Genomic DNA, 17,270 nt, shown 5'->3' with positions numbered 1-17,270 from the left:
GTTCAGCCCTCCAGCCCCCAATATTGCCGCATCAGACGCTTGAACTCGGCCAGCAGGTGCTGCTTCACCGCCTGATCTTCCTCGGCATGGGTGAGGCGGCTGCTGGCCAGTCCCTGCAGGAACTGCCAGGCCAGATGCCGGCCCATCTCGAACTTCACGGGGTCGGCAACCAGGAAAGAACCGTACAGGTCCTTGGCCGTCTGTTCCCAGCGGGCGGCAAAGGCGGCCTTGGCCGGGCCCATGATGCTGGCCAGTTCCGGCTCCGTGCGGGCGGCGGCCTCCAACTCCTTCCAGGCGGTCCAGAGCGGGCTGTGCGCGGCATGCCACAGGGCGTCGATCCCCTGGTCCAGCCCTTCCCCACCCTCATGCGCCACATTGGTGGTGGCGGCCAGATATTCGGCCGTGAAGCCCTGGATGATATGGTCGACGGTGGCGCGCAGCACCTCCGGTGTCGTGGGGAAGTAGTATTGGACCGCACCCCGCGTCACCCGCGCCTGTTTGGCGATCTCTGACGTGGTGGTGCGGTGGTACCCGATTTCCAGGAAGCACCGGATCGCCGCCTCGATGATGCGCTGGTGCGTGGCAATGCTTTTGGGTGTCTGCCGGATACGCGAACCGTGAAATTCGCTTTCCTGTTCCTTGGCGATCGCAGGGGAGATCGACATCGTTTTCTTCCGGAAACAAAGGTTACTGGTTAACTTTCCTTTAACCCTGTATCGGGTTGAGTGATTATCTAGAGCGAATATCGTTACCAAGGCAATATGGCAATGCGCCGGTCTGATGAGACGTGATGCGGGGGGCACGCGAAAGGCTCGACACCCCGCCCCCGCCTGCGCTATGGGAAGCGCGATCGAACCCGATAACGAGCATCCCGCCCGTGACGCCGCGCCAACAGGCCCTGGATTATCTGCGCCGCCTCGGCACCGTGGCGGATGACGAGATTGATGTGGGTGAGGCCGCCCTGGCGCTGGCCGTTCTGGATCATCCGGCCGACCTGACCACCTATCGTGCGCATCTGGCGCAACTGGGCAGCGATCTTGGCCAGGTGATGCAGGCTGTGCCCGACGCGCTTGCCGAGCGGGTTGGGGCCCTGGGCCGGCTGCTGGAAATGCATTCCTATGCCGGCGACAGCGAAACCTATGAGGATTTGCAGAACGCCAATCTGGTCCGCGTCATCGACCGGCGGCGGGGCCTGCCCGTGTCACTGGGCATTCTGCTGATCTCTGCGGCCCGGTCCCTGGGCTGGGACATTCTGGGCCTGAACTTCCCCGGTCATTTCCTGTTGCGTCTGGACCATGCCGGCGGGCGGCAGATCATCGATCCGTTCAGCGGCGCCATCCCCCTGGGCCCGCGTGAATTGCGCGACATGCTGAAACAGACGGCCGGCATCGAAGCGGAACTGACGCCCGACCATTATGCGCCCGTGTCGAACCGCGAAGTACTGTTGCGCCTGCAGAACAACCTGAAGCTCCGGCACTTGTCGACGGACCAGCCCGACAAGGCGCTGGCCGTGATCGAGGATATGCTGCTGTTCGCGCCCGAGCATATCGGCCTGTGGCGGGAATCCGGCCTGCTGAACGCGCATCTGGGCAATCTGACGGCCGGTATCGCGGCGTTCGAGACTTTCCTGCGTATCGGTGAGGCGCGGGGGGCATCGCCCCAGTTGCTGGACCATACGCGCACGCTGCTGCGGCAGTTGCGGGGACGCCTGAATTAATCCCCTGCCCTGTGACGTCGCGCATGGCATCCGCGCATGGCTTGTGCTTTGCTGCGGCCATCTTCCTTTCCGCTGGCCGGAGACATCCCGACATGACCCTGAAGGTCGCCATCCAGATGGACCCGATCGAGTCCATCAATATCGATACCGACAGCACATTCATGATGGCGTTGGAGGCACAGCGTCGTGGCCATGCCCTCTGGCATTACCATCCGCGCGATCTGGCCCTGCGCGGCAATAAACTTTATGCCAAGGTCCGCCCGATGCAGGTGCGCCGCGAACGCGGCAATCACCATTCCATGGGTGCGGCGGAAATCATTGACCTGTCGACCATGGACATGGTGCTGATGCGTCAGGACCCGCCCTTCGACATGGCCTATATCACCGCCACCCACTTGCTGGAACATATCCATCCCAGGACGCTGGTGGTGAATGATCCGGCGGCGGTGCGCAATGCGCCGGAGAAGCTGTTCGTCACCCATTTCCCCGACCTGATGCCGCCCACTGTCATCACCTCGTCAGCCGATGAGGTGCTGGCCGCCCGTGCCGAATGGAAGGACATTATCGTCAAGCCCTTGTTCGGCAACGGTGGTTCCGGTGTGTTTCACGTGAAACCGGATGATGAGAACCTGGGCGCGCTGCTGGAAACCTTTACCCAGCTTTATCGCGAACCGATCATCGTGCAGAAATATCTGCCGGAGATCCGCAAGGGCGACAAACGCATCATCCTGATCGATGGCAAGCCGGCCGGTGCCGTCTCGCGAATCCCGCAGGATGGTGAGGCGCGGGCCAATTTCCATGCGGGCGGCAGCGCCGGCAAGACGCAGTTGACCCGGCGAGAGCAGGAAATCTGTGAGGCCATTGGCCCCACCCTGCGTGCGCAGGGCATGATCTTTGTCGGCATCGATGTGATCGGTGATTATCTGACGGAGATCAATGTCACCAGCCCCACGGGCATTCAGCAGATCAACCAACTGGACGGGTCAGCGCTGGAAGCCACCTTGTGGGACGCGATGGAAGCACGTTACGCCGCCACACGCTGATACGGCTTCGGGCAAAGGGGTAAGGGGGACACACATACCCGCCCCTTGCCCACCCAGGCCGCTTGCGCCAAGCTTCCCCCCTGAAACCAAAAGGGGGAAGCGTCATGGGGAACGGTGTCAGCAATCCGGCGGTCACGCGGCGTAGCCTTTTATGTTCATGCTGCGGGCTGGCGGCCTGGACATTTGCCAATGGGTTTTTATCGGGCCCAGCCCATGCCGCCGATGCCGATCCCGAGCTCAATGCATTTTTCGCCAATGCTTTTGCCCGGCAGGCCGCCAAATCGCCCGAGATGCGGACGGCCCTGGGCTTGCCCGGTGATCAGAGGGCGTGGGACGACCTTTCCGATGCGTCCCTGGCCGCCAATGATGCGGAACTGAAGGCTGATCTGGCCCGCCTGCGGCGGGATTTTCCGGACGCCAAATTGTTGCCCGAGGGGCGACTGAATAAGAAGCTCTGGGAATATCAGACGGAAGAGGCGCTGGCCTCCGCCCGCTGGCGCGGGAACTACTACCCCGCTGACCATTTCAACGGCCGTCACGGCGACCTGATCGACACGCTGACCACCTATCATCCCATCCGGGACAAGCTGGGCGCACAGACCTGGCTGGCACGGGTGGACAGCATTGATCAGCCTGTCGGTCAGTTGATCACCGCGCTGCAGGTCCGGGCAGAACGCGGCGTGATCCCCCCGCGCTTTTCCGTGGAAAAGGCCCTGGTCGCCATCCGCAATGTTTTGACGGGACGCCCCTTCGACCCATCAGCCGGTGAGGAGACGGCCCTGCTGACCGGTTTCCGCCGCAAGGTGGAGGCACTGGATCTGCCGACAGCGGAGAAGACTGCCCTGATCAGCCAGGCCGAGAGCCTGTTATCCACCCGCTTTGCCCCATCTTGGAACCGTCTGGCCACCACCATGGAAGCTCTGCTGGCCAAGGCGGACGATCGGGATGGGGTGTGGAAACTGCCCGATGGTGACGCCTATTACCAATGGTGCCTGTCCCGCCACACCACCCTGCCCCTGAACCCGGTGGAGGTTCATGAACTGGGGCTGACGGAGGTGAAGCGTATCCATGCGGAGATGGAGACCATCAAAGACAAGGTCGGTTTCAAGGGTGACCTGCAAGCCTTCAACCAGTTCCTGCGCACCGACAAACGCTTCTATTTCACCGATGATGATGCTGGTCACGATGCCTATCTGAAGGGTGCCAACCTGATCCTGGATCGGGTGAAGGCGGTGCTGGACGGACAGTTCAACCTGAAGCCCAAGGCGCCGCTGGTGGTACAGCGGTTTGAACGCTATCGCGAGGCCAGCGAGACCATCGCCCGTTACGGACAGCCGGCCGCCGATGGATCACGGCCCGGCATCTATTACGTGAACCTGTCCAACATGAAGGAGATGCCGATCTGGCAGATGGAGGTTCTGGCCTTCCATGAAGGCATTCCAGGCCACCATATGCAGATCGCCCTGGCGCAGGAAGCCACGGGTCTGCCCGAATTCCGCCGGCACGATTTCCATACCGCCTATGTGGAGGGCTGGGGGCTTTATTCAGAACGGCTGCCCAAGGAACTGGGCTTCTATGCCGACCCCTATTCGGATTTCGGCCGTCTGACCTTTGCCCTGTGGCGGGCGCTGCGTCTGGTCATGGATACGGGCATCCATGCCAAGCGGTGGACGCGGGCGCAGGCCATCGATTATTTTGTGGCTAATTCCGCCTTCACGCGGGAGGTGGCGGAACGTGAGGTCGATCGCTACATCGTCTATCCGGGTCAGGCCTGCGCCTATTATATCGGGATGCGCAAGATCCTGGAGTTACGGGAATCCGCCCGCAAAAAGCTGGGCACCCGGTTCGATATCAAACGCTTCCACGACACGATCCTGGGCAATGGGTCGGTGCCGCTATCGGTGCTGGAACAGGTGGTAACGGGATGGGTCAAGGGCGTCTGACGACGCCCCTTACCCGGTCATGGCAGCAGCACGGTGGCGCCGGTGGTGGCCCGCGCCTCCAGCGCGCGATGGGCATTTGCCACATCGCGCAGGGCAAACCGTTGATGGATATTCACCTTCACCTGCCCCGTCTTCACGATGGCGAACAGGTCATCGGCCATGGCCAGCAGTTCTGCCCGTGTGCCGGCATAATGCCCCACGGAGGGCCGCGTCAGGAACAGCCCGCCCTTTTTGTTCAGCAACCCGATATCGAAGGGTGGCACGGCGCCCGATGCGTTGCCGTAACTGACCATGAGGCCTCGTCGGCGCAGGCAATCAAGCGACCGGTCGAACGTATCCTTGCCAACCCCGTCATAAACGACATCGACACCCTGCCCGTCCGTGATCTCCCGAACACGGGCCACCAGATCTTCCTGCCCGTAATGGATGACATGATGGCAGCCATGGGCAGCGGCCAGCATGGCCTTTTCCGCCGATCCGACGGTACCGATGACCGTGGCGCCCAGGGCGTTGGCCCATTGGCAGGCCAATAGCCCGACCCCACCAGCGGCGGCATGGATCAGGACCGTGTCACCCTGTTTCACGTGAAATGTCTGACGCAGCAGATATTGCGCGGTCAGCCCCTGCAACAGCATGGCGGCCGCAACCTCATCCGCGATCCAGTCCGGCAGGCGGATCAACTTGTCAGCCGGGATCAGGCGGCGTTCGGCATACGCACCCAGGGGGGACTGGCCATAGCCCACACGGTCGCCGGGCAGGATATCCGTCACCCCCTCACCCACCGCCTCCACGATGCCGGCCCCCTCCATCCCGGGGGTGAACGGCAGCGGCGCGGGGTAAAGGCCCGTGCGGAAATAGACATCGATGAAGTTCAGCCCGATGGCCGTATGCCGGATCAGGGCCTGACCCGGACCAGGCCGGGCCAGATCCACCTTCTGCCAGCGCAGCACTTCGGGGCCGCCGGTCTGTTCGACAGTGATGGCGTGGGTCATGTCAGTGTCCTGAAAAGGGCCGGGATGCGCCGATCCGCATCCCGGCGGGGCGATCACTCAGCCCAGATGCTTCTTGAAGAATTCGGCCGAGCGGCCATGAGCCAGCTTGGCATCTTCGTCATGGTAATGCTTGCCGCCGATACGGGTGAAGGCGTGATCCCGCTCCGGATAGACATGCACCTCGATCAGGAAATTGCCGGCAACAGCTTCCTTGATCACATTCTGCGCCTCGGGCGGGACGAACCCGTCCTTGCCGGCGATATGCAGCAGCAGCGGCTTGGTGATGGCGGACACTTCCGCGATATCCTTGTCGATCCCCACCCCGTAATAAGAGACGGAAGCATCGATATCGGTGCGCGTGGACATCAGATAGGCCAGCTTACCACCCAGGCAGAAACCGACGCAGCCGACCTTGCCCGTGACACCGGGATAGTGGCGAATGAAGGCCAGGGTGGTTGCCAGATCCTCAACGCCCTTCACCTCATTGAAGCCCTGGTACAATTGGAAGGCCTTCTGCCATTCGGCCTCGCTCTGGTCGGTGATCTGGACGCCGGGTTCCTGTCGCCAGAACAGGTCGGGGGCGATGGCGAAATAACCGGCTTCGGCATATTTGTCGGCGATGGCGCGCAGATTGGCATTCACGCCGAAAATTTCCTGGATCACCACAATGGCCGGGCCCGTGCCACTGGCCGGGGCGGCCAGATAGGCGCTGAAGGTGCCGTCGGGCGACTGGATCGAAACATCGGGCATGGCGATATCCTTCTTCGTATGGTCTGCGTTGAAATGAGACGGACTATCCACCCAGAAGGGCGGCGAGGTCTGTGGCCGCCGTCACCGGGGCCGAACAATGCTGTTCCTGACAAAGATAAGCGGTCGCACGTCCTTTAACCATTGTTTTACCTGCGGCGGGATGCAGCGGGGATCCGGAATCTCCCGCCCCTTTATGGAGAAGCAGGGCCAGATTGGGCCGTGACCGTTCCAGGGCGACCTGCCGCAGGACCAGCAGGTCAGCATCATCCGGCGGACCGACCAGAACCAGCGATTGACCATGCAGCCGCTGGTCCACGCCGTTCAGCAACCCGGCCAGCGGGAAGAAGTTCCGTCCCACTTCCCCGGCGAAGGCGGTGATCTGCGCATCCGCCCGCTGCCGCCACTGATCATCACCGGTCAGCAGCCATAGCCGGCTGAACAGCCAGACCAGGGCGCCATTCCCTGCCGGCACAGCATTATCGTGGGCATGGCGCGGACGGCGGATCAAATCATCTGCATCATCCGCTGTGATGAAAAAGCCGCCATCCGTGTCATCCCGGAAATGGCTTTCAACCAGCGCCAGCCAGCCGATGGCCCGACGCAGATAGTCGTCATTGCCCGTCATTTCGAACAGGGTTATGGCCGCGCGGGCCATGTTGACATGGTCTTCCAGCGTGCCGCGATGGCGTGCCTGCCCGTCCCGGAAACTGTGCAGCAATCGTCCGTCGGGGGCCGACATCTGCTCCACCACAAAGGCGAAGGCCCGTTCCGCCGCCGCCAGCCAGTCGGTCCGACCAAACACGCTACCCGCGCGGGCCAGGGCGGCGATCATCAGGCCGTTCCAGTCGGCCAGGACCTTATCGTCCCAACCGGGACGCACTCTTCCGGCGCGGGTGTGCAGCAGGATCGTTCGGCAACGGGCCAGGATGGTTTCCGTCTGCGCATCCGCCAGCCCGTCCTCATGCATACGATTGAGGATGGTGTGGCCTTCCCAGTTGCCGTCCACGGTGACCCCGTAAATCCGGCAGAACAGGTCGGCATCATCGGCGGGCAGCAGACGGCGGATTTCACCCTCGGTCCAGACATAGAACCTGCCCTCCTCCCCTTCGCTGTCGGCATCCAGGGAAGCGGCGAAACCACCCCCCTCGGCCACCATTTCGGCCAGAACCCAATCCGCCGTCTCCGTAATCCGCGCCTTCAGCAAGGGGTCGTGCGTCTCCTGCCAGACGGTCAGCATCAGGTCGATCAACTGTGCATTGTCGTAGAGCATCTTTTCGAAATGGGGCACCAGCCACTCGGCATCCACCGAATAGCGGGCGAAGCCGCCGCCCAGATGATCATAGATGCCGCCTTGCGCCATGCGGGTTAGAGTCTGCACCACCGCGCTGGCGAACTGGGGTCGGCCGGTATGGAGGAAGGCCCGCCACAGCAGCTCGAAGATACCCGGCTGCGGGAATTTCGGGGCGCCGCCGATGCCGCCCCAAACGGGGTCTACCTCCTGCACCAACCGTTCGGCCACCTGGATCAGGGTTTCGGCGGTGACGGCGTCGCCTGGCCGCCCGGCGGCCAGATTGTCCATGGCGCTGGCCAGAGCCTGGACATTGCGCTGAACCTTGCCCGGTTCCTGGGCGAAGGTTTGCGCAACGGTTTGTAACACCTCCGGAAAGCCAGGCCGGCCCCATCGCCGCTCCGGCGGGAAATAGGTGCCGCCCCAGAATGGATGCCCATCGGGGGTCAGGAACATGGTCAGCGGCCAGCCCCCCTGCTGCCCCAGCAGCGCCAGCGCCTGTTGATAGATATGGTCCAGGTCGGGCCGTTCCTCCCGGTCCACCTTGATATTGACGAACAGGCTGTTCATCAGGGCGGCGATGGCCGGATTCTCGAAACTTTCATGGGCCATGACATGGCACCAGTGGCAGGCGGCATAGCCGACCGATAGCAGAATGGGCTTACCCTCTGCCTTGGCCTTGGCCAGCGCCTCGGGTCCCCACCCCATCCAATCGACGGGATTGTCCATGTGCTGGCGCAGATAAGGGCTGGTTTCCCGGTGCAACAGGTTACCGGCGCCGCGATGCGCGCTGTTCTGGGGCGTGGCCATGATTGGTCCCTTCGGCGCAGGTTCGCCCATCATGACGTCAATCCATGACGGGCCTGTGAAGAACAGATAGTTTATCCTTGTGTCGAACCCAGGGTGCGGGAAAAATCGCGACACGTCAGAAGGGGGAGCGGGCGCCATGAAGGTGACGATCAATATCGAATGCACACCGGAAGAGGCGCGGACCTTCTTCGGCCTGCCCGATGTGCAGCCCATGCAGGCGGCCCTGATGCAGCAATTGCAGGATCAGATGTCGGCCAATATGAAGGCCATGGATCCCGAAACCATGATGAAGACCTGGCTTCCCGTGGGGCTGCAGGGGATTGAACAATTCCAGAAAATGATGTGGTCACAGATGTCCAGCGCCATGGGTGGCGCTCCCACCAAGGATGTGAAGAAGTGAGTCATGATGTGAAGGCGGACCCCGCCCCCTATTACCGCGCCCATGTCTTCGTCTGCACGAATGAGCGGGAGCCGGGCCATCCCCGTGGCTGTTGCCGCGAAAAGGGTGGCGACGAACTGCGCGATTATATGAAGAAGAAGGCCACCGGTCTGGGTCTGGGCAAGGCAGTGCGGATCAATAATGCCGGCTGCCTGGACCGGTGCGAGCTTGGCCCCGTTCTGGTCGTCTATCCCGAAGGTGTCTGGTACGCGGTGACCAGCAAGGCGGATGTGGATGAGGTGCTGCAAACCCATCTGGTGGAGGGAAAGCGGGTGGAACGTCTGATGCTGCAGCCCACCGACAAGCTGCCCGCCGATATCGTTGCCCGCCGGGCTGCGGCTGATTGATGTTTCACGTGAAACACGCCTGATGCGCGCCGATACGATCTTTGCCCTGGCCTCTGCCCCCGGCCGTGCCGGGGTACAGGTGATCCGCATTTCCGGACCCGGTGCCGCGGCGGCACTGTCCGCACTGACCCATTGTACCCTGCCCCCGCCACGCCAGGCGGCCCTGGCGGGATTGCGTGACCCGGTCACGGGGGAATTGTTCGACAAGGCTCTGGTCCTGTCCTTTCCCGCCCCCGGCAGCTTTACCGGTGAGGATGTGGTGGAGCTGCATCTGCATGGCGGCCGCGCCGTGCTGTCGGCGGCGACACAGGCCCTGACCGGGCTGGGCCTGCGCGTGGCGGAACCAGGGGAATTCAGCCGCCGTGCCTTCGAACATGGCAAACTGGATCTGACGGAGGCGGAAGCCATCGCCGATCTGGTGGATGCCGAAACGGCGGCACAGCGTCGGCAGGCCCTGCGTCAGATGGAAGGCGCCCTGGGTCAGTTGTACGATGGGTGGCGCCACCGCCTGACCCGCGCGCTGGCCCATCTGGAGGCCGATATCGACTTCCCGGATGAGGATCTGCCCGGCGGCCTGTCGGACGCGGTGCGGCCGGTCGTGCAGGGTCTGGTGGCCGAACTGTCGGCGCATCTGGCCGATCAGGGGCGGGGGGAGCGGCTGCGCGATGGCATCTCCATCGCCATTCTGGGCGCGCCCAATGCCGGCAAGTCCAGCCTGCTGAACGCCATCGCCCGCCGTGACGTTGCCATCGTGTCGAATCAGGCGGGCACCACCCGTGACGTGATCGAGGTACAGTTGGACCTTGGCGGCTATCCCGTTCTGCTGGCCGATACGGCGGGCCTGCGCGATGCCGCTGATCAGGTGGAGAGCGAGGGCATTCGCCGGGCCTTGGACCGCGCCGCCAAGGCCGATCTGAAGCTGCTGGTGTTTGATGGTGGGGCCTTGCCAGACCCCGCGACCCTGGCCCTAGTCGATGATGACGCCTTGCTGGTGATGAACAAGGCTGACGTGCCCGGTGTCGTCGCCCCGCTGGTCGGCCGGCCCATCCTGCCCCTGTCTGCCCGCACTGGCGATGGGGTGCCGGCGTTGCTGGCGGCCTTGGAACAGGCCGTCGCCGCCCGCTACGCCCCCTCAGGCGCCCCCGCCCTGACCCGTGCCCGCCATCGCTCCGCGTTGGAAGAATGCCGTGAGGATTTACTGCGCGCGCTGCAGGCCCCCCTGCCCGAACTGGCGGCGGAGGATGTGCGGCTGGCCATGCGCGCCCTGGGCCGAATTACGGGGCGAGTGGATGTGGAAGACCTGCTGGACGTGATCTTCCGGGATTTCTGCATCGGGAAGTGACGGGGCCCCCATGCGCCCCTGCCCTTTGACAGAGGCCTTTGCCACCCTTATCTTCCGCCCCCATGCAGCACTATGATGTGATCGTGGTTGGCGGCGGCCATGCGGGATGCGAGGCGGCGGCCGCGGCGGCGCGTGCGGGGGCCCGTACCGCGCTGGTGACCCACAAACTGGAAACGATTGGTGAGATGTCGTGTAACCCGGCCATCGGTGGCCTGGGCAAGGGACATCTCGTGCGCGAGATCGATGCGCTGGATGGTGTCATGGGCCGGGTGACGGACCAGGGTGGCATCCAGTTCCGCATCCTGAACCGGTCCAAGGGGCCGGCGGTGCGAGGCCCGCGCGCCCAGGCGGACCGCAAACTCTATCGCCAGGCCATGCAGGTGGCGCTGGCCGAACAGCCGAACCTGGATATCATCGCGGCCGCCGCCGAAGACCTGATCATCGATGCCTCGGGCGCCTGCGCCGGTATCGTGACCGGTGACGGGCGGGAAATCCGTTCTGGTGCCGTGGTCCTGACCACCGGCACCTTTCTGCGCGGCCTGATCCATATTGGGGAGGAGAAGATCCCCGCCGGCCGTGTGGATGAGGAACCGGCCATCGGCCTGTCCCTCACGCTGGAGAAGCTGGGCTTCAATCTGGGCCGACTGAAGACGGGCACGCCGCCGCGTCTGGATGGTAAGACTATCGATTGGGCAGGGCTGGAGATGCAGCCGGGCGACAATCCGCCGCCGCCATTCTCCACCCTGACCGACCGTATCACCACGCCGCAAATCGACTGCGCCATCACCTACACAACGGCGGAGGTTCATCGGATCATCCGGGCGAATATCCACCGCGCACCGATGTATTCCGGCCAGATCGAGGGGGTGGGTCCGCGCTACTGCCCCAGTGTCGAGGACAAGGTTGTCCGTTTTGCCGACAAGGAACGGCACCAGATTTTCCTGGAGCCGGAGGGGCTGGACGATGACACGGTCTATCCCAACGGCATCTCCACGTCCCTGCCGCGCGATGTGCAACTCGACATCCTGAAGAACATCCCCGGCCTGGAACATGTGCGCATGATCCGGCCAGGCTATGCCATCGAATATGATTATGTCGATCCGCGCGAACTGACCCGGACACTGGAAACCCGCCGCCTGCCCCGCCTGTTCCTGGCCGGGCAGATCAATGGCACCACGGGGTATGAGGAGGCGGCAGCCCAGGGCCTGATCGCCGGTGTCAACGCCGCGCTGGCCGTGACCGGTTCCGCCCCCTTCGTGCTGGATCGGGCGGAGGCCTATATCGGTGTGCTGATTGATGACCTGATCACCCGTGGCACCTCCGAGCCCTATCGCATGTTCACCAGCCGGGCCGAATACCGGCTGTTGCTGCGCGCCGACAATGCCGATCAGCGCCTGACCGACCGGGGCCTGTCCGTCGGAATTGTGGACGCGCGCCGTCAATCGTATTGGGAAGCGAAGAAGGCTGCTTTGGCCCAGGCGCGTGATTTGGTCACCGGCCTGTCGGCCACGCCCAACGAGTTGGAAAAGCACGGGCTGCATATCAACAAGGATGGCGTCCGCCGCAACGCGCTGGACCTGCTGCGCTATCCGGAGATCGACTTCCCGCGCCTGTGCCAGGTCTGGCCGGAACTGTCGGCCCTGTCGCCGGATATCGCCGAACAGGTGGAGATTGATGGCAAATATGCCGGCTACCTGGACCGGCAGGAGGCGGACATCCGTGCCTTCCGCAAGGATGAGGCGCTGGAACTGCCAACAGATCTGGACCCGAACAGCATTGCGTCCTTGTCGACCGAAATCCGCCAGAAGCTGAAGGCGTCACGGCCCGGGACGCTGGGTGCCGCTGCGCGCATTCCGGGTATGACGCCGGCTGCCCTCACCTCTTTGTTGCGGCATGTGAAGAAGCGGGGTTCCGACCGTGGCGCCGCGTAAACCCTCCAAACCGCTGAAGCTGCCGCCCATGCCCCGCCCGCCGGGGCCGCCGCCGATGAGCCCGCAACAGTTCCAGGCACGCTTCGGTGTTTCACGTGAAACACTGGAGCGGCTGGAGGTCTATGCGGCGCATCTGCACAAATGGAATCCGGCCATCAACCTAGTCTCCAAGACGACGCTGGATGATCTCTGGAACCGGCATCTGGCCGATAGTGCGCAGGTGTTCAGCCTGATTCCGGAAACTACCAAGGTGCTGGTCGATCTGGGATCGGGTGCCGGGTTCCCCGGTCTGGTCCTTGCCATCCTGGGCGTGTCGGAGGTGCATCTGGTCGAATCGGACGTGCGCAAGGCTGCCTTCCTGCGCGAGGTGGCGCGGGTGACGGGCGCACCAGTCACGGTGCACCCGGTGCGGATCGAGGTGGCGGACACGCCCGCCGCCGATGTTGTCTCGGCGCGCGCGCTTGCCGAACTGACTTTGTTGCTGCCCTGGGCCCATGGAATGCTGAAACCGGGCGGCACCTGCCTATTTCCGAAGGGCAGGACGGCGGAGGATGAATTGACCGCGGTGAAGGATTCCTGGAATATGCGGGTTGAGCGGTTCCCAAGCCAGACTGATCCGGCCGGAACCATTCTGCGCATCACCGAGCTGTCACCGCGATAAGCCGGTCTCGCCACATGCCGAACGACAGAGGTTGAACGACCGTGCCGAGCGCCGCCCTGCCCCTTCCCGCCCATCGTGCCCATATCATCGCGCTTGCCAATCAGAAGGGTGGCGTGGGGAAGACCACGACGACCATCAATCTGGCCACCGCCCTTGCCGCCTGTGGCAAACGGGTGCTGATCATCGACAATGATCCGCAGGGCAATGCCTCCACCGGTCTGGGCATTCCCCAGAGCAACCGGGAATTCGGCATTTATGACCTGCTGTTCGCTGACCTGACAGTGGAGGAGGTGGCGGTGGCCACTGCCGTTCCCGGCCTGTGGGTGGTGACGGCCAATGTCGATCTGTCGGGGGCCGAGGTCGAACTGGTGAATGTTGAACGCCGCGAATTCCGTCTGAAGGACAGTCTGGAAAAATCGTCGGGCGGGTTCGATTATATCCTGATCGACTGCCCGCCGGCCTTGGGCCTGCTGACCCTTAACGCCCTGGCGGCGGCCGATGCCGTGCTGGTACCGCTGCAGTGCGAGTTCTATGCCCTGGAAGGGCTGTCGCATCTAATCCGTACCATCGAGCGCGTGAAGCGCGCCTTCAACCCCACGCTGGATATCAATGGCGTGGTCCTGACGATGTTCGACCGTCGCAACAACCTGTCCGACATGGTGGCCGCCGATGTGCGTGGCTTCTTCGGCGAAAAGGTTTATGAGACGGTGATCCCCCGCAATGTGCGGGTGTCCGAGGCACCCAGCCATGGGAAGCCGGTGCTGCTCTATGACCACAAGTCGGCGGGCGCACAGGCCTATATCCATCTGGCGGGTGAGATGTTGAAGCGTGAGCGGAAGCGGCAGTTGGCTTATGGATGAACCGAAAAAAAGCAATTCGCGCACCGGTCTGGGGCGTGGCCTGTCCGCGCTGTTCGGCGAAGCGGCGGGTAACGAGGAGGAACAGCAGGTCGATCGGGTCCGCCTGACCCGGCTGCTGCCCATCGATCAGGTTCATCCGGGCAAGTTTCAGCCGCGCCGCCGCTTCGATGAAGACGCGATGACGGCACTGGTCGAAAGCGTGCGGGAGCGGGGCATCCTGCAGCCGCTGCTGGTCCGTAAGGACCCGACGGCCACGCCCGGCAATACCAGTTACGAGATCATCGCCGGTGAGCGCCGCTGGCGTGCGGCGCAACTGGCCGGCTTGCATGAAGTGCCCGTCCTGGTCCGCACCTTGACGGACCGTGAGGCGCTGGAAATCGCGCTGGTCGAGAATATCCAGCGCTCCGACCTGACGCCCCTGGAAGAGGCTGAAGGCTATAAGCGCCTGATGGATGAGTTCGACCATACGCAGGAAGATCTGGCGCGGTCGGTCGGCAAAAGCCGGTCGCATGTCGCCAACATGCTGCGCCTCCTGGCCCTGCCCGATGATGTGAAGGCCCTGGTCCAGGATGGCAGCCTGTCCATGGGCCATGCCCGCGCCCTGCTGACCGCGCCTGATCCGATGGCGGCGGCGCAGGAGGTCATCAAGCGGGAGCTGAATGTCCGCCAGACCGAAGCGCTGGTAAAACAGATGTCGTCCGAACCGCTGGTCCTGACCAAGGCGGTGAAGGACAAGGCGCCGGACACGGTGGCCCTGGAACGGGAAGTCTCCTTGGCCCTGGGGCTGAAGGTCACGCTGAACGGCACGGGCAAGAAGGGCACCCTTCTGATCCATTACCGGACGTTGGACCAGTTGGATGGGGTGCTGAACCGCATCCTGAAGCGATGAGATCGGGGCCGGAACGCGGGACACGTTCTAGCCCTTTTGATTCAACGACATCAAGCAATCCAGAGGGAAGAATGACCGACAGCAGCCAGATCGGCGCAGAGGCCGCAGCCTATTTCAATGGCTACAGCGCGGCCTTTGCCGCCTACGACACTGACCGCGTGGCCGCCCTGTTCGATCAGCCCCTGACGGTCCTGACGGCGGCGAAGCCTATTGTGCATGCCGATCCGCATGCGGTCCGCGCCTATGTCGACGGTATGCTGGAGACATATCGCCATATCGGGCTGGCCTGGCCCGTGCCTGCGGCCGTCTGGGCCTGGCCGTGTGGGGAGAGCCTGGCGCGGGCGGAGGTGCTGTGGCTGTTGCGTTCCGCCGACCGGGCGGAAATCATGCGCTTCTCCACCTCCTACGTCCTGCGCCGCGACGGGGATGCCGGCTGGCGCGTGGCGGTGGTGATCTCCTATGAGGAACCGGAGATGCTGCCGGCCGGGGCCTGATGCCGTCCCTGCCACTGACCCTGCTGTCCGACGTTCTGGCCGTCTGCCGTCTGGTCCCTGACGCGCCCCTTCCCGCCTGGGCTGCCGGTCCCGGCTTTGTCAGCATCACCCGCACGGATGAGGAACTGTCCATCGTGGTCCGCCAGGACCGCGTTCCGGCCAATGTGGCGGCCGTGGGGCCGTGGCGGGCGTTGAAGGTGCAAGGACCGCTGGACTTTGCCCTGACCGGTATCCTGGCCGCCCTGACGGCCCCCTTGGCCCAGGCCGGCATCAGCCTGTTCGCCATCGCCACTTATGACACCGATTACATCCTTGTGCGGGAGGAGACGCTGCAGGCGGCGATCAACGCGCTGAGGACGGCGGGGCATCGAGTGGCGGCGTAGCCGCTTCCTTGGCGGCGCGCACTGCCTCCTCGAACCGCTCAACCTCCTCGTCCGTCAGTTCAGGGAAATGCCGCTGCCGCCGGGAAGTTTCGCCGTGAAGGCCAATCTGCAGTGCGGCGTCCAGTACGCTGATGTGTTTGCCAATGGTCGCATCGGGCAAATCGAGCCTTTCGCCCAGCAGCCACTCGTACAGAAACTAGGCCCGACGTGCGAATTGTCCCGACGGTTCCCACCGTACCCAATCTTCAAGCCGTTCTGGTCCGATTGCTTTGAAGGCTGCTTTCAAAAGCCCCAGTTCCAGGGGTTCATACCGGATGGCGAACTTCAGATCGCTGATCGCGTCGTTGCCCTTGTTATAACTGACGGGGTAGCGTTCAATCTGATGGTTCGGCTGGCTGTGGCTACGGCGCTGTCCGGCACCGACGATGGAGATGACAAAGGGCTCCGGTATCCGCAATCCAAAGCGATGACGCAGGCCCATATGGCCGATATAGCGCTCGTTTCCGGTCAAGCGGTGGGGCATGGGGCAAACCCGATGAAAATTTGTCTATCCGGGCAGCGTGCCACAAATTCGTGTTTAGCCTCACGAGAATTTATCTATTCGGGCTTGAGGCTTAAAATTTTGATCGGCTGGCCCGAAATTTTGTCCAAAAAGCCCAACCTTCACGAATTTTGATCGGCCGGGATGGACGCGCTCAACCGTGTCGCGGCAGCGCGTGCCGCCCCCCGGCGTCTACCTTGAAAAGCGGCGGCATTGGCCTGCAGGCTGTCGACCATCGCCGGGTCGGCGCTACGCGGGTGCCCGCTGGTGAAGGGCGGGGCCGGATCATACTCCATGGAAAGCTGGGTCCGCTCCGCCCGCTCCCGGCCGAATAGCATGGCCGCCAGATGCAGGGCGAAATCGATGCCCGACGTGACGCCGCCGCCGGTGACGCGGTTGCCGTCCACCACCACCCGCTCACTGCACGGTGTGCAGCCGAACAGGGCAAGCTGATCCAGCGACATCCAATGACAGGTGGCACGATAACTGGTCAGCAGGCCGGCGGCCGCCAGGACCAGCGAGCCCGTGCAGACCGACGTGACATAGCGCGCGCCCGCCGCCTGCGCGCGCAGGAAATCCAGCACCTCGGCATCATCCATTAGGTCCAGTTGCCCCGGCCCGCCGGGCACGAACAGGATATCGGCCTGGGGTGCCTCGGCCAGTGTGTGCGTGGGCAGCAGGCGCAAACCGCCGCTGTCGGTGACGGGGTCGAGGCTTTTGGCGGCGAGGATGATCTTTACGTCCGGCAGGCGGGCAAAAACCTCGAACGGGCCGGTCAGGTCCAACTGGGTCAGGCGGGGATAGAGCAGCATGACGATATTCATGGGTCTTTCCTTTTCC

Annotated in this window: 18 protein-coding genes, 1 tRNA gene and 1 pseudogene; 15 read left to right on the top strand and 5 right to left on the bottom strand. The window is 63.5% G+C overall.

The window, feature by feature from the left end:
• Window positions 1-2: 2 nt before the first annotated feature.
• On the bottom strand, window positions 3-665 hold the full coding sequence (locus KBA48_RS02165) for a TetR/AcrR family transcriptional regulator (RefSeq protein WP_292903280.1): 663 nt from the start codon (window positions 663-665) through the stop codon (window positions 3-5).
• A 212-nt stretch (window positions 666-877) separates the two neighbouring features.
• On the opposite strand from KBA48_RS02165, the gene KBA48_RS02160 reads away from it, so the two are divergent.
• From KBA48_RS02160 to KBA48_RS02150, 3 genes are all read left to right on the top strand, one after another.
• Window positions 878-1,717 (top strand): SirB1 family protein, encoded by an 840-nt coding sequence (locus tag KBA48_RS02160; RefSeq protein ID WP_292903279.1) that lies wholly within the window; start codon window positions 878-880, stop codon window positions 1,715-1,717.
• A 92-nt stretch (window positions 1,718-1,809) separates the two neighbouring features.
• Window positions 1,810-2,760 carry a glutathione synthase gene (gene gshB / locus KBA48_RS02155; RefSeq protein WP_292903278.1) on the top strand — a complete coding sequence of 317 codons (951 nt, stop codon included), beginning with the start codon at window positions 1,810-1,812 and terminating at the stop codon, window positions 2,758-2,760.
• A 104-nt stretch (window positions 2,761-2,864) separates the two neighbouring features.
• Window positions 2,865-4,703: a DUF885 family protein gene (locus tag KBA48_RS02150; protein WP_367273802.1), complete on the top strand. Its 1,839-nt coding sequence runs from the start codon at window positions 2,865-2,867 to the stop codon at window positions 4,701-4,703.
• 17 nt (window positions 4,704-4,720) lie between these two features.
• Here KBA48_RS02150 and KBA48_RS02145 read toward each other — a convergent pair whose 3' ends face one another.
• Genes KBA48_RS02145 through KBA48_RS02135 form a run of 3 tightly spaced genes read right to left on the bottom strand, consistent with a single transcriptional unit; the run spans window position 4,721 to window position 8,543 of the window.
• Complete coding sequence (locus tag KBA48_RS02145; protein ID WP_292903276.1) at window positions 4,721-5,695, bottom strand: quinone oxidoreductase; 975 nt, start codon at window positions 5,693-5,695, stop codon at window positions 4,721-4,723.
• 57 nt (window positions 5,696-5,752) lie between these two features.
• Window positions 5,753-6,445, bottom strand: a complete 693-nt coding sequence (locus tag KBA48_RS02140) for a dienelactone hydrolase family protein (protein WP_292903274.1) — start codon at window positions 6,443-6,445, stop codon at window positions 5,753-5,755.
• Window positions 6,446-6,488: 43 nt separating this feature from the next.
• The gene (locus KBA48_RS02135) at window positions 6,489-8,543 is read right to left on the bottom strand and encodes a thioredoxin domain-containing protein (protein WP_292903272.1); all 2,055 of its coding nucleotides are present in this window, start codon (window positions 8,541-8,543) and stop codon (window positions 6,489-6,491) included.
• A gap of 136 nt (window positions 8,544-8,679) precedes the next feature.
• Between KBA48_RS02135 and KBA48_RS02130 the strand changes: the two genes are divergently transcribed.
• The 12 genes and pseudogenes from KBA48_RS02130 (at window position 8,680) to KBA48_RS02080 (ending at window position 16,565) form a co-directional block, all read left to right on the top strand.
• A complete protein-coding gene (locus KBA48_RS02130; RefSeq protein WP_292903271.1) occupies window positions 8,680-8,943 on the top strand; it encodes a DUF6489 family protein in 264 nt (87 codons plus the stop codon).
• A complete protein-coding gene (locus KBA48_RS02125) occupies window positions 8,940-9,329 on the top strand; it encodes a (2Fe-2S) ferredoxin domain-containing protein (protein ID WP_292903270.1) in 390 nt (129 codons plus the stop codon). Before KBA48_RS02130 ends, KBA48_RS02125 begins: the two co-directional genes overlap by 4 nt.
• Window positions 9,330-9,351: 22 nt before the next feature.
• Window positions 9,352-10,671 (top strand): tRNA uridine-5-carboxymethylaminomethyl(34) synthesis GTPase MnmE, encoded by a 1,320-nt coding sequence (gene mnmE / locus KBA48_RS02120; protein ID WP_292903268.1) that lies wholly within the window; start codon window positions 9,352-9,354, stop codon window positions 10,669-10,671.
• A 62-nt stretch (window positions 10,672-10,733) separates the two neighbouring features.
• Window positions 10,734-12,602 (top strand): tRNA uridine-5-carboxymethylaminomethyl(34) synthesis enzyme MnmG, encoded by a 1,869-nt coding sequence (gene mnmG, locus KBA48_RS02115; RefSeq protein ID WP_292903266.1) that lies wholly within the window; start codon window positions 10,734-10,736, stop codon window positions 12,600-12,602.
• A 55-nt stretch (window positions 12,603-12,657) separates the two neighbouring features.
• Entirely contained in the window at window positions 12,658-13,263 is a 606-nt protein-coding gene (rsmG, locus tag KBA48_RS02110; protein ID WP_292903433.1) for a 16S rRNA (guanine(527)-N(7))-methyltransferase RsmG, read from the top strand.
• A gap of 41 nt (window positions 13,264-13,304) precedes the next feature.
• A pseudogene (locus KBA48_RS32990) lies at window positions 13,305-13,478 on the top strand (ParA family protein); the annotation flags it as partial.
• A 135-nt stretch (window positions 13,479-13,613) separates the two neighbouring features.
• Window positions 13,614-13,727, top strand: a tRNA-Ser gene (locus tag KBA48_RS02105).
• Complete coding sequence (locus tag KBA48_RS02100) at window positions 13,725-14,123, top strand: ParA family protein (protein ID WP_292903265.1); 399 nt, start codon at window positions 13,725-13,727, stop codon at window positions 14,121-14,123. Before KBA48_RS02105 ends, KBA48_RS02100 begins: the two co-directional genes overlap by 3 nt.
• On the top strand, window positions 14,116-15,012 hold the full coding sequence (locus KBA48_RS02095; RefSeq protein ID WP_292903263.1) for a ParB/RepB/Spo0J family partition protein: 897 nt from the start codon (window positions 14,116-14,118) through the stop codon (window positions 15,010-15,012). The genes KBA48_RS02100 and KBA48_RS02095 overlap by 8 nt, the downstream gene beginning before the upstream one ends.
• Window positions 15,013-15,083: 71 nt before the next feature.
• Window positions 15,084-15,506 (top strand): hypothetical protein, encoded by a 423-nt coding sequence (locus KBA48_RS02090; RefSeq protein WP_292903261.1) that lies wholly within the window; start codon window positions 15,084-15,086, stop codon window positions 15,504-15,506.
• A complete protein-coding gene (locus tag KBA48_RS02085; RefSeq protein ID WP_292903259.1) occupies window positions 15,506-15,889 on the top strand; it encodes an ACT domain-containing protein in 384 nt (127 codons plus the stop codon). The genes KBA48_RS02090 and KBA48_RS02085 overlap by 1 nt, the downstream gene beginning before the upstream one ends.
• Before the next feature lie 94 nt (window positions 15,890-15,983).
• Window positions 15,984-16,565 carry a hypothetical protein gene (locus tag KBA48_RS02080; RefSeq protein WP_292903257.1) on the top strand — a complete coding sequence of 194 codons (582 nt, stop codon included), beginning with the start codon at window positions 15,984-15,986 and terminating at the stop codon, window positions 16,563-16,565.
• Here KBA48_RS02080 and KBA48_RS02075 read toward each other — a convergent pair.
• A complete protein-coding gene (locus KBA48_RS02075) occupies window positions 16,553-17,254 on the bottom strand; it encodes a DJ-1/PfpI family protein (protein WP_292903256.1) in 702 nt (233 codons plus the stop codon). The genes KBA48_RS02080 and KBA48_RS02075 overlap by 13 nt on opposite strands.
• Window positions 17,255-17,270 lie beyond the last annotated feature (16 nt).

The sequence above is a fragment of the Niveispirillum sp. genome (assembly GCF_017996735.1).
GTDB lineage: Bacteria > Pseudomonadota > Alphaproteobacteria > Azospirillales > Azospirillaceae > Niveispirillum.
This window is presented reverse-complemented; position numbering and strand designations above follow the sequence as displayed.

Bases quoted from the DNA above. Each gene is read 5' to 3' on its own strand.
- KBA48_RS02165 (WP_292903280.1), bottom strand. From the start codon at position 665: ATGTCGATCTCCCCTGCGATCGCCAAGGAACAGGAAAGCGAATTTCAC.
- gshB (WP_292903278.1), top strand. From the start codon at position 1,810: ATGACCCTGAAGGTCGCCATCCAGATGGACCCGATCGAGTCCATCAAT.
- KBA48_RS02150 (WP_367273802.1), top strand. From the start codon at position 2,865: ATGGGGAACGGTGTCAGCAATCCGGCGGTCACGCGGCGTAGCCTTTTA.
- KBA48_RS02145 (WP_292903276.1), bottom strand. From the start codon at position 5,695: ATGACCCACGCCATCACTGTCGAACAGACCGGCGGCCCCGAAGTGCTG.
- KBA48_RS02140 (WP_292903274.1), bottom strand. From the start codon at position 6,445: ATGCCCGATGTTTCGATCCAGTCGCCCGACGGCACCTTCAGCGCCTAT.
- KBA48_RS02135 (WP_292903272.1), bottom strand. From the start codon at position 8,543: ATGGCCACGCCCCAGAACAGCGCGCATCGCGGCGCCGGTAACCTGTTG.
- KBA48_RS02130 (WP_292903271.1), top strand. From the start codon at position 8,680: ATGAAGGTGACGATCAATATCGAATGCACACCGGAAGAGGCGCGGACC.
- mnmE (WP_292903268.1), top strand. From the start codon at position 9,352: ATGCGCGCCGATACGATCTTTGCCCTGGCCTCTGCCCCCGGCCGTGCC.
- mnmG (WP_292903266.1), top strand. From the start codon at position 10,734: ATGCAGCACTATGATGTGATCGTGGTTGGCGGCGGCCATGCGGGATGC.
- rsmG (WP_292903433.1), top strand. From the start codon at position 12,658: ATGAGCCCGCAACAGTTCCAGGCACGCTTCGGTGTTTCACGTGAAACA.
- KBA48_RS02095 (WP_292903263.1), top strand. From the start codon at position 14,116: ATGGATGAACCGAAAAAAAGCAATTCGCGCACCGGTCTGGGGCGTGGC.
- KBA48_RS02090 (WP_292903261.1), top strand. From the start codon at position 15,084: ATGACCGACAGCAGCCAGATCGGCGCAGAGGCCGCAGCCTATTTCAAT.
- KBA48_RS02085 (WP_292903259.1), top strand. From the start codon at position 15,506: ATGCCGTCCCTGCCACTGACCCTGCTGTCCGACGTTCTGGCCGTCTGC.
- KBA48_RS02075 (WP_292903256.1), bottom strand. From the start codon at position 17,254: ATGAATATCGTCATGCTGCTCTATCCCCGCCTGACCCAGTTGGACCTG.